This window comes from Schleiferilactobacillus shenzhenensis LY-73 (assembly GCF_000469325.1).
GTDB lineage: Bacteria > Bacillota > Bacilli > Lactobacillales > Lactobacillaceae > Schleiferilactobacillus > Schleiferilactobacillus shenzhenensis.
Genome location: NZ_KI271604.1, coordinates 34,929 through 46,490 on the forward strand (window position 1 = coordinate 34,929; position 11,562 = coordinate 46,490).

At 58.2% G+C, this 11,562-nt stretch carries 7 protein-coding genes and 1 tRNA gene; 4 read left to right on the forward strand and 4 right to left on the reverse strand.

Features of this window, described 5'->3' with window-relative positions:
- Positions 1–65 precede the first annotated feature (65 nt).
- Positions 66–611 (reverse strand): RNA 2'-phosphotransferase, encoded by a 546-nt coding sequence (locus L248_RS12420; RefSeq protein WP_022530594.1) that lies wholly within the window; start codon positions 609–611, stop codon positions 66–68.
- Positions 612–939: 328 nt separating this feature from the next.
- Positions 940–1,845, reverse strand: a complete 906-nt coding sequence (locus L248_RS12425) for a phosphate ABC transporter substrate-binding protein PstS family protein (RefSeq protein ID WP_022530596.1) — start codon at positions 1,843–1,845, stop codon at positions 940–942.
- 1,374 nt (positions 1,846–3,219) lie between these two features.
- Here L248_RS12425 and L248_RS12440 point away from each other — a divergent pair.
- Genes L248_RS12440 through carB form a run of 4 tightly spaced genes read left to right on the forward strand, consistent with a single transcriptional unit; the run spans position 3,220 to position 9,780 of the window.
- Positions 3,220–4,167 carry an aspartate carbamoyltransferase catalytic subunit gene (locus tag L248_RS12440; RefSeq protein WP_022530597.1) on the forward strand — a complete coding sequence of 316 codons (948 nt, stop codon included), beginning with the start codon at positions 3,220–3,222 and terminating at the stop codon, positions 4,165–4,167.
- Between the two features lie 23 nt (positions 4,168–4,190).
- Positions 4,191–5,471 carry a dihydroorotase gene (locus L248_RS12445; protein WP_040536749.1) on the forward strand — a complete coding sequence of 427 codons (1,281 nt, stop codon included), beginning with the start codon at positions 4,191–4,193 and terminating at the stop codon, positions 5,469–5,471.
- A gap of 3 nt (positions 5,472–5,474) precedes the next feature.
- Positions 5,475–6,572, forward strand: coding sequence for a carbamoyl phosphate synthase small subunit (locus L248_RS12450; RefSeq protein ID WP_022530599.1), 1,098 nt, complete (start codon positions 5,475–5,477; stop codon positions 6,570–6,572).
- On the forward strand, positions 6,565–9,780 hold the full coding sequence (gene carB, locus L248_RS12455) for a carbamoyl-phosphate synthase large subunit (protein WP_022530600.1): 3,216 nt from the start codon (positions 6,565–6,567) through the stop codon (positions 9,778–9,780). Before L248_RS12450 ends, carB begins: the two co-directional genes overlap by 8 nt.
- A 125-nt stretch (positions 9,781–9,905) precedes the next feature.
- Here the strand turns inward: carB and L248_RS12460 are convergent, their stop codons facing one another.
- Together L248_RS12460 and L248_RS12465 are read right to left on the reverse strand one after the other, a co-directional pair.
- Positions 9,906–10,973, reverse strand: coding sequence for an SLAP domain-containing protein (locus tag L248_RS12460; protein WP_022530601.1), 1,068 nt, complete (start codon positions 10,971–10,973; stop codon positions 9,906–9,908).
- A 404-nt stretch (positions 10,974–11,377) separates the two neighbouring features.
- Positions 11,378–11,468, reverse strand: a tRNA-Ser gene (locus tag L248_RS12465).
- Positions 11,469–11,562: the final 94 nt, after the last annotated feature.

The following is an 11,562-nucleotide window of genomic DNA, read 5'->3' on the forward strand; positions in this document are numbered from 1 at the left end:
GTACGCTGCTGACTTGAAATATTATACGGGAAGATCCCGGGTGAATGCAACCCTTTTCGACCCGATTATTTGAGAAGGCTCAGATACTGCGGCGGCACGCTGTCCACCAGCCAGATGTGACTCTCCGTGGGGTAGAAAAGCAGCCCGTCTGCCGCCCCCTCTTTGGCGGCCACCTGGAAGATGACTGGCTGGTTGTCCCGCCGCCGGCCGACGCTTTCAGCCATAGAAATGGTGGCAGAAAGGTGGACAAAGTCCCGGTCCATTTTCTTCAAACCTTCATCGACGATGAATTTGGCGGCGGCGTGGGACGTGCCGTGGTACAGCACCGCCGGCGGCGCGGCTGGGGATTGCAGCAGCTTGACTGGGATGCTGTGGCCGTATAGGGCACGGATCTGGCCCCCTTCGACGGCGAAGCGCTGCTTGTCGCTCTGGCGCATGACACGGCGGATCATGGCTTCGTCGATGGGTGTGCCATAATGGGCATTATAATGCTCCAGGAGCGTGTCGAGCGGTACCCGGCCGTAGGCGTCGAGCTGCAGGCCCAACTTTTCCGGATGGTGGCGGAGGGCGAAGGAGAGGCGTTTGCTGATTTTGACGAGATTTTTATCCATGGGTAGTCACCTCGGGTCTAGGGTACGCCATGCGGGGGATAAATGACAACGGCCTTGGAAACGGGTCGCGGCGGGCAGAAGCTAACGTCGAAGGTCGGCGGCACTCTGGAAACGGGCGAAACCGAGCAGAAGCTAGAGGATAAGGGCGAAGGCGGGTAAAACCTAAGGACGGGTTTTCCCCGCCTTCGCCCTTATCCCTACGCTTCTCCCGCTCGGTTTCGCCCTCTGCACAAAAAACAGCCAGCGGGTTCGGTCGCTGGCTGTGCATGGTTGTCTAGCTCAGAATCTGCTTGCGGAAGAAGATCCTGTTTGAGAGAGAATGGGACAATTACTTGTCCGTTACCTTATTGTTGGCATCCTTCACCACCTTCATGTTGTGGATGCTGATGTAACCCAGTTTCTTAACAGCGCTGTCCTGGATCGCAGCAGACTGCATGTACTTGATGAATGCTTTCGTCGCGCTGTCGGCTTTCTTAGTCGTATACATATGCTCGTAGGACCAAATCTTCCACTTGTTCGTGGTCACGTTGGCATCGGTGGGCTTCACACCGTCAACGCTTAAGGCAGTGAGGTCACTGTTGAAGTAAGAAAAGGCCAAATAGCTGATGGCGCCTGGCGTCGTGGAGACGATCTTCTGGACAGTCCCGTTAGAGTCCTGCTCCAGAGACTTCACGGCCTTTTGGCCATCCAGTACGGAAGCTTCAAAGGTTGCCCGAGTACCAGAACCTTCCGCCCGGTTAACAACAGTAATCTTCTGATCCTTGCCGCCAACGTCTTTCCAGTTGGTAATCTTGCCGGTGAAGATGTCGCGCAACTGGCTCATGGTCAAGTTGGTGACCCCCACATCTTTGTTCGCTACGGGGCCCATGCCGACGACGGCGACTTGGTGATCAACCAGCTTCGACGCATCGATCCCGTCTTTTTGTTCTGCAAAAATATCAGAGTTACCAATGTTCACTGAGCCTTGGGCAACCTGACCCAAGCCGGTACCGGAACCGCCGCCCTGGACGTTGATCGTGACGCCGGGGCTTTTATCTTGGAAGTCCTTCGCCACGGCGTCCGCCAGTGGCTGCAAAGCCGTCGAGCCGACCGCCACGATCTTCCCGGATGTGGTACTGGTTTGAGTCTGACCCTTGGCTGTGCTGGACTTCGTGGATGCACTCTGACTGCCGCAGCCGGCCAACAGACCCGCTACTGTCAGCGCGATCGCACTGATCAAAATACCCTTTTTCATGATTTACACCTCATTGAGTTTTGTTCGTTTCTTTAACGATTCCCAGTGTACAGGGCTTGCTTCACGATATGACATGGTTTTGGTAAACAATATGTAAATTTATTCAGAAATGTAACAATTGAGTAAACAAAGAAAGTGCCTTGGCTCGATTGCAATAGCAATACACATTTCTCGGTCAAACGGTAAACATTGAGTAGGAGAATTGGAACAACGAATGTGCAGTTACAATGCTGAATTTACATAAATTTTACGACAATCATGGCGTTCTTTGATTGCTTCATATCACTGTCAGTGATACAGTCTTGTAGTTACACTTGGTACATGACTACTTGTCACGAGCGGGGTTGTCAGTTCCAGTTTTTTGGACAAACCAAGGGAGTCGTGGCGGATAGCCATCATATAGTACTGAAATGCTGACAATATTTAGAAAGCAGGTAGCAGCATGACACCCTATACATTTCAAACGGTTGGCTTTTGGATTGTTGGACTATCAGGCCTTCTATACACCATGACCGATAAGCACCGTTTCTCACAGTGGCTAGTGTTCCTATGGCGAGCCATCAGCATCCTCCTGATCGTTGGGGCATGCTACCGTCTTCCCGTCAATGTGGTCAGTAGGTCATTAATTGCATCGCTCACTATCGTTGGACCGGAGTTTATTCAAATGCTGTGGAAGCCCCGGGCGATGCAATGACTGGTAAAGACAGTCTGGATTGTTTCACACCTTGTGTTACATACTCTGCCTATGGGTTTCTTGTTCGAAAACAATAGAACCAATCCAAGTGACGTTTGCTTCTTCGTTCCGTTAAGTTAAGGCGGTTAGAAATGACTAATACAGTCTTCGGAATTGTTATCCTTCTCCTTCTGGGAGGCTATGCCGTCAGTTTGGTCATCTTTCGAAAGAAAGTTTACCAAAGTCAACCCCATCCTTCTAATTGGCAAGCGGTCCCTCTCTTCGCGGTGGTCACGACGGCCATCTTCTGGCCATACTCTCCGACAACGTTGAATTCCTACATCCGAGGAACATTACCGTTATGGCTTGTCGTCACTCTGGCGGCCTATGCGTTAATTGGCGGGGGTCTGTATATTGACCACGTCGCAAGGGATCACGCGAACCGCTGATCGTCCTCCCATTCGGAGAGACTTACTGATTGTCAGCACGTCTTGACACAGCCCCCGCATTCCGGTATGCTGTACACAATTTGATGAACCTTTAACTGAGTCCAGAGAGGCTTAGAAGGTCGCGGTGCGCCGCTTACTGACAGATCGACTATTGGTCGCCTTCTATCCAACTGGGTAGAGGGCGTTTTTTTCTGCCGTCAGCCGCACTCATCGCCGGGTCCCATCAACATCCTACAAGAAGAAGGCCACCCCATGTTTACCAATTTCGTTTCTGCCCACCAAGTCAGCCCCGCTGACGCCATGCAATTGATTGATCGCGCGGAAGGCTTCAAGCACGGTACCCCCGTCCCCGCCCACGGTCCGGTGTATGCCGCCAACCTGTTCTTCGAGAATAGTACCCGTACCCATACCAGCTTCGAGATGGCGGAGAGAAAGCTGGGCTTGACGGTCATCCCCTTCGACCCCAGCCACTCCTCGGTGACCAAGGGCGAGACTCTGGAAGATACCATCAAGACCCTCGCGGCTATCGGTATCAACATCGCCGTCATGCGCCACCCGGCCGATGCGTATTACGAGCCGCTGCTGGCGGCCAGCCCGACGCTGGCCATCGTGAATGCCGGTGACGGGGCCGGCCAGCACCCGTCCCAGATGATGCTCGATCTGATGACCATTCACGAGGAGTTCGGCGGCTTCACCGGCTTGAACATCGGCATCGTTGGCGACCTGAGCCACTCCCGGGTGGCCCACTCCGACGCCGAGATGCTGACCAAGCTGGGCGCCAACATTTTCTTCTCCGGCCCCGAGAAGTGGTTCTCACCGGAATACAAACAGTTCGGTCCCTATCTGCCGCTGGCGGAGTTGGTACCGAAAGTCGACGTCTTGATGCTCCTGCGGGTCCAGCTGGAACGGTTCAACGCGGACGAAAGCGGGGCCTTTTCTAAAGAAAGCTACCATCAAAAATACGGTGTGACGGACGCCTTAGCGCAGACGATGAAATCCCGGGCGATCATTATGCACCCGGCGCCGGTGAACCGGGACGTGGAACTGGCCTCGGACCTGGTGGAGGCGCCCCAGTCGCGCATCTTCATGCAGATGCACAACGGGGTCTTCATGCGCATGGCGATGCTGGAAGCGGTCATGCATGCGCGCCGCTTCGGCGAGGTCGGCGCCGCTGCCCCGGCAATGAGTGAAAGGAGATAACGATGGCCAACGAAAAGAAGAATCTGCTGATCAAGAACGCCGCCGTCGTGGGGCCTGAGAGCTTCACTGGCGATATCCGCATCACTAACGGCGTCATCACGGCGATTGGTACCGACTTGACCGTGCCCGTCGGCACCCCCACCATTGACGCCGCCGGTCAGACGGTCTTCCCCGGCCTCGTTGATGTCCATGTCCACTTCCGCGATCCCGGTCAGACAGATAAAGAGACGATTGCCACGGGCAGCCGGGCTGCCGCCCACGGTGGGTTCACCACCGTTGTCGCAATGCCCAACGTCACCCCGGTGCCCGATGAAGAGGAAAAGATTGCCGCGCAGCTGGCCAAGAATGCCGCCGAAAGCGTCGTCCACACCCGGCAATGGGCCCCCATCACGGATGGCTTGCGCAGCGACCAGCTGGTGAACGACGCGGCTTTCAAAAGACTAGGTGTTCTGGGCTTTTCTAACGACGGTGTCGGCGTGCAGCACGCCCGCACGATGATGGCCGCCATGGCCGCCGCCCGGGCCGTTGACGCCCCCTTGGCCGCCCACATTGAGGATGAGAGCCTGCGCGCGGACGGCGTCATGAACGCTGGGCCGGTGGCCGACCAGCTGGGCCTGCCCGGCATGCCCAATCAGACGGAGTCCAGTCAGCTGGCCCGGGACCTGGATCTGGCCGCTGCCACCGGCGTGCATTACCATGCCTGCCACATTTCTACCCGCCAGAGTGTCGCCTTGATTCGGCAGGCGAAGGCCGCCGGGGTCCACGTGACCGCCGAGGTGACACCGCATCACTTATTATTGGAAGACAGCGACATCACCGGTGACGACCCGAACTTCAAGATGAACCCGCCGCTGCGCAGCCACGCGGATCGGCTGGCGGTCATCGCCGGTCTGCTGGACGGCACGCTGGACATGGTCGCCACTGACCACGCGCCCCACACCGTCGCTGACAAGGGCGGGACGATGCGCACCGCCGCGTTCGGAATCGTCGGTCTGGAGACTGCCTTCCCCTTGCTCTACACGCGCTTCGTGCGCACCGGTCAGATGACCCTGCCCCAGCTGATTGCCCGGATGAGCACGATCCCGGCGAGTGCCTTCGGTCTGCCCGCCGGCCACGTCCAAGTCGGTGGCCCGGCCGACCTGACCATCATGGACCTGAATACCCCGTACACGATCGACCCCGCCACCTGGTTTTCTAAGGGCAAGAATTCGCCCTTCATTGGCGAACAGGTCTACGGCCGCACCGTGGCCACCATTGTCAGCGGCGCACTGGTCTACGCTGCCGCACAGAAAGAAGGACGTTAATCGATGACAGAACGTGATTTGATCCTCGCCGACGGCACCGTGTTCCGCGGCGAGGCCCTGGGCGCTGATATCCAGGCCATGGGCGAGCTGGTCTTCAACACTGGGATGAGCGGCTACCAAGAGACCCTCACCGACCAGAGTTACAATGGCCAGATCATCGTCTTTACCTTCCCCTTGATTGGCAACGCCGGCATCAACCGGGACGATTACGAGACCATCACGCCCACCGTGAAGGGCGTTGTCGTCCGGGAAGCCGCCACGGTCACCGGGAATTGGCGGTCAGAAATGACCCTGGACGCGTACCTGCGGGAAGTCGGCGTGCCCGGTATCCAGGGGGTGGACACCCGTGCTCTGACCAAGAAACTGCGCACGGTGGGCACGATGAAGGCGATGCTGGTGGACCACGCCGATGACGCAGCGGCCACCGCGTTGAAAGATGCCCAGCTGCCCACCAACCAAGTCCTGACCAGCGCCACCACGATGCCCTACCCCGTCCCGGGGACCGGTAAGAAAGTGGTCGTCGTCGACTTCGGCCTCAAGCAGAGTATTCTCCGCGACCTGGCCAAGCGGGACTGCAACGTCATCGTCGTCCCGCCCAAGACCACCGCAGCAGAGATCAAGCGCCTGGATCCGGACGGCGTCATGCTCAGTAACGGCCCTGGGGATCCCAAGGACGTCAGCTCCGCCCTGCCCATGATCCGGGCGATCGAGGGTCAGATTCCCCTCTTCGGCATCTGCTTGGGGCACCAGCTCTTTGCCCTGGCCAACGGCGCCGACACCTTCAAGATGAAGTTCGGCCACCGCGGGTTCAACCACCCGGTGCGGGAGATCGCCACCGGCCGCATCGACTTCACCAGCCAGAACCACGGTTACGCCGTCGCCGCCGACAGTGTCGACCAGAACACGCTGCTCATCACCCACGAAGAGATCAACGACCACACCGTGGAAGGGCTGCGCCACCGGGAATACCCGGCTTTCTCCGTGCAGTTCCACCCCGATGCAAATCCGGGTCCCCACGATGCTGACCATCTCTTCGATGACTTCATGGATATGATGACCACGTTCGCTGAACAAAGAAAGGAAGCCGCGACCCATGCCTAAGCGCCAAGATATTCACAAGATCCTCGTCATTGGTTCCGGCCCGATCATCATCGGCCAAGCCGCGGAATTCGACTATTCCGGCACCCAAGCCTGCCTCGCCTTGCGGGAAGAAGGCTACGAAGTGGTGCTGGTCAACTCCAACCCGGCGACCATTATGACCGACAAGGAAATTGCCGACACGGTCTACATCGAGCCCCTGACGGTGGAATTCGTCTCCCGCATCCTGCGCAAGGAGCGGCCGGACGCCATCCTGCCGACACTGGGCGGGCAGATTGGCCTGAACCTGGCCATGGCCCTTTCTAAAAGCGGCATCTTGGACGCACTGCACATCGAACTGCTGGGCACCAAGCTGACGGCCATCAACCAGGCGGAAGACCGGGAACAGTTCAAGGAGCTCATGCAAAAACTGGGCGAGCCGATTCCTGAATCCCATATCGCCACGACCATGGAAGAATCCTATACGGTGGCGCACCAGATCGGCTACCCGGTAATCATTCGCCCGGCCTTCACCATGGGCGGTACCGGCGGTGGTATCGCCCACAACGACGAGGAACTGGCGACGATCGCAGAGAACGGGCTGAGCCTGAGCCCGGTGACCCAGATCCTCATCGAGCAGTCCATCGCCGGCTTCAAGGAGATCGAATTCGAAGTGATGCGGGACGCCGCCGATAACGCGATGGTCGTCTGCAACATGGAGAACTTCGACCCGGTCGGCGTGCATACCGGTGACTCCGTCGTCTTCGCCCCGGTGCAAACGCTCACCGATAAGGAAGTACAGATGCTGCGAGATGCCAGCCTGCGCATCATCCGGGCGCTGAAGATCGAGGGCGGCTGCAACGTGCAGCTGGCCCTAGACCCCAATTCCTTCCAGTATTACATCATCGAAGTCAATCCCCGGGTCTCCCGCTCTAGTGCACTGGCCTCCAAGGCTACCGGCTACCCGATCGCCAAGATGGCGGCGAAGATCGCCGTCGGCCTGCACTTGGATGAGATCAAGAACCCCATTACCAAGGCCACTTACGCCGAGTTCGAGCCGATGCTGGACTACGTCGTGTGCAAGATCCCCCGCTTCCCCTTCGATAAGTTCGAACACGGCGACCGCACCCTAGGCACCCAGATGAAGGCCACCGGCGAAGTCATGGCGATCGGCCGGAACATCGAAGAGAGCCTGCTCAAGGCCACCCGCTCCCTAGAAGTCGGCGCTATTCACCTGTACCGGGAAAAGTACACCCACATCAGCGAGCAGGACCTGTCCGACCACCTCATTACCCCCACCGACGAGCGGCTGTTCTACCTGGCGGAAGCCTTCCGCCGGGACTACAGTGTGCATGAAGTCGCCGAATTGTCCCACATCAACCCCTTCTTCCTGGCCAAGATCCAGCACATCATTCAGCTGGAGCGGGAACTGGCCGCCCACGTCAACGACCCGGCGATCCTGCGCACCGCGAAGCGCAACGGCTTCGCCGACGCCACCATCGCCCGCCTCTGGCAGACCGATGCCGACCACGTGCGCTCTGCGAGAAAGGCCCAGCAGCTGGTTCCCGTCTACAAGATGGTGGACACCTGTGCCGGCGAATTTGCCTCCACGACACCCTATTTCTACAGTACGTATGAGCAGGAGACAGAAAGCAGCCGCAGCGACCAGCCCAGTATCCTGGTGATCGGGTCCGGTCCCATCCGGATCGGCCAAGGCGTGGAATTCGACTACGCCACCGTCCATTCCGTGAAGGCCATTCAGCGGGCCGGTTATGAAGCCATCATCATGAACAGCAACCCGGAGACGGTGTCCACGGATTTCTCCATCTCAGATAAGCTGTACTTCGAACCGCTCACGCTGGAAGACGTGCTGAACGTCATCGACGTGGAGAAACCACTGGGCGTCATCGTCCAGTTCGGCGGCCAGACGGCCATCAACCTGGCAGAACCGCTGGCGGCCCGGGGTGTAAAGATTCTCGGTACCCAGGTCGAAGACTTGAACCGGGCGGAAGACCGGGACTTGTTCGACGCCGTCATCAAGCAGCTGGCCATTCCCCAGCCGGTGGGCGGCACCGCCACCACGAAAGCGGAAGCCTTAGCCGTCGCGGAAAAAGTCGGCTACCCCGTCCTGGTGCGGCCTTCATACGTCCTGGGCGGCCGGGCAATGGAAATCGTCCACGACCCGGACGAACTGGCCCACTACATTGACGAAGCCGTCGCCGTCTCCCACGACCACCCCGTCCTGGTGGATCAGTACCTGGTCGGCCGGGAATGTGAAGTCGATGCCTTGAGCGACGGCGCCCACGTCGTCATCCCCGGCATTATGGAGCACATCGAACGGGCCGGTGTCCACTCTGGCGATTCCATGGCCGTTTACCCTAGCCAGCACTTCGACCAGCACATCATCGACCAGATCACCACGTACACCACCCAGCTGGCGCGCGCCCTGAAGTGTGTGGGCATCATGAACGTGCAATTCATTGTCCACGAGCACCAGGTCTACTGTATTGAAGTCAACCCGCGGGCGAGCCGGACCGTGCCTTTCTTAAGCAAGGTCACGGGGATCTCCATGGCCCAAGTAGCTACCCGGGCGATCCTCGGCCAGTCGCTGATCGACCAGGGTCTGACTCCGGGTCTCCAGCCGCACCACGGCGAGATCCACGTCAAGGCGCCGGTCTTCAGCTTCAATAAGCTGAACCGGGTGGACAGCCTGCTGGGACCGGAGATGAAGTCCACCGGCGAGGTGATGGGCAGCGACACCACCCTGCCCAAGGCGCTCTATAAGGCCTTCGAAGCCAGCCACACCCACCTGCCCGCCTTCGGCACCGTGCTGTTGACGGTGAAGGACAGCGACAAGGCGGAGGCGGTCGCCCTAGCCCGCCGCTTCCACGAAGTCGGCTACCAGATCGCCGCCACCGCCGGGACCGCCAAGGCCCTCACCGCTGCCGGTATCCGTACCGAAACCATGGCCAAGGTCTCCGAACCCAAGGCTGAGAATGCCGCCAGGGAGACTGCCGGCAAGGCCCCCAACGACATCCTCGATGCCATCGCCGAACACCGCCTCCAACTCGTCATCAACACGATGACGATGGACCGCACCAGCACCAGCGACGGCTTCCGCATCCGCGAGACCGCCATCATGCACGGTGTCCCCCTGATGACCAGCCTGGACACCGCCGACGCCATCCTGCAGGTGTTGGAAGCCCGCAGCTTCGCCACCCAAGCCATCTAAGATCAAGATAGAAAAGAAAGCCGGTTCATCCGCGCGGGGAGCCGGCTTTCTTCATGGATCAAAAAAGCAGCCAGGTCCTGGGCCAAATGCCCGGAACCTGGCTGCTGTGCGTCTGCAGGGATGAATTATTCAACACTGACCGAAGCGGTCGTGACACCATAAGAAGGAATGGAAGCGTTAGGCCACGCCAGATCGATCTGGTTGGGATTGCTGGCGACGAACGAACCGGTATCGTTGACGACCCGGTGCAGCACAGTCCCGTCGGCCAGGGTGATCTTCAGGTGGGTCCCCTTAGGATACTTAGCCAAGTTCGCGGCCACGCCGTTATAGCCCATACCGGACCCGAGAGCGGCCGGATCGTAGAAGCTGACCTTGACCGTGGCACTGGCAGCTGACGCTGCGGTGCTGCTTTGCTGCGTGGTCGCGGCCGTATTAGCGGTGGCGGTCACTGCCTGCTGCTGGGTCGCGGACTGTTGGGCCTGGCTTTGGGCAGCCTGCTGACTCTGCTGCGCGGAAGCCGTCTGGGCGGCTTGGGCCTGCGCTTGTTGGGCGGCAGCGGCCTGAGCGGCTTGCTGCTTCTGCTGGGCAGCGGCTTGGGCCTGTTGTTGTGCCTGCTGCGCTTGCTGAGCAGCAGACTGCTGCTGCGTCTGAGTATTCGTTGCAGTGGTCGCGGCGTCAGTGCCGACAACGCTCACGAATTTGCTGGGGACCCAGCCATTGCTGATGTGGTACCAAGTCAAACCGTTAGCCTGCTGTGTCTCTGTGTAGCTGGCCGTTGCGCCCGGTGCCAGATAACCAGCGGCCTGGCCGCTGTCCACGCCAGTCCACACGGTGGTCGACCCAGCGGTGTAGTTGACCTTGACCGAACCCACAGCGGCCGCCGTGTTGGTCGTTGCTGCTGCAGTATCGTCACTGGACTGCATGTAGATGCTCGGGACCCACTCATTCTGGCCAATCTGGTACCACGTGGTGCCGTCAACGGTCTTGCTGCCGGTGATGGTCACCTGCTGGCCTTGCCCCAAGTACCGAGCCGCGGTACCGAAGGAAGGGGCATTCCAGACTGTTGTCGCCCCGTCTTTGTACGTCGTTGTCCCAGTGGTCGCCGCTTGGGCTTGGCCGTGACTCAACGCTAAGGTACTGATCAGTGCAGCGGCGCTTAAACCAATGGAGAAAAGTGTGTTCTTGTAAGACATAAAATAGATGCATCCTCTCTGAATTCCGAGTGTCGATCATCGATTGAACTTCACGTAAACTGTGCTCATTGCTAACCTCTCGTTCAGGTCGAGATTAATAATAACACGGTGAAACTATTTGGCAAGGGAAGTTTGCTCCATACATGCGTAGTGTCTGTGCAAATCGTTGATACATAAGGGCTGAGGATGACTATTATGATTACGTGACGTAAATTACAGAGATGTTACGTTGCGTAATATTACGTAGAATGGGACATGATGTAAACAATTGAATACATTCAAATATGCTTATATCGCCCGATAATACAAAAAATCCGCGGGTTTTTTTGAGCGTTATCGTACCCCAAAAGGCAAAAAATAACCGCCATAATCCTCTTATTAAAGGATTATGGCGGTTCCATTAGCGGAGAGTGAGGGATTCGAACCCTCGATACAGGTTAATGCCCGTATACATGATTTCCAATCATGCTCCTTCGGCCTCTCGGACAACTCTCCAGGTCGAAATCTTGATGCACGATCTACTCGTCTCATCAACTCCGGTTGTCAGACTCGAACTGACGACATCTTGATTAACAGTCAAGCGCTCTAC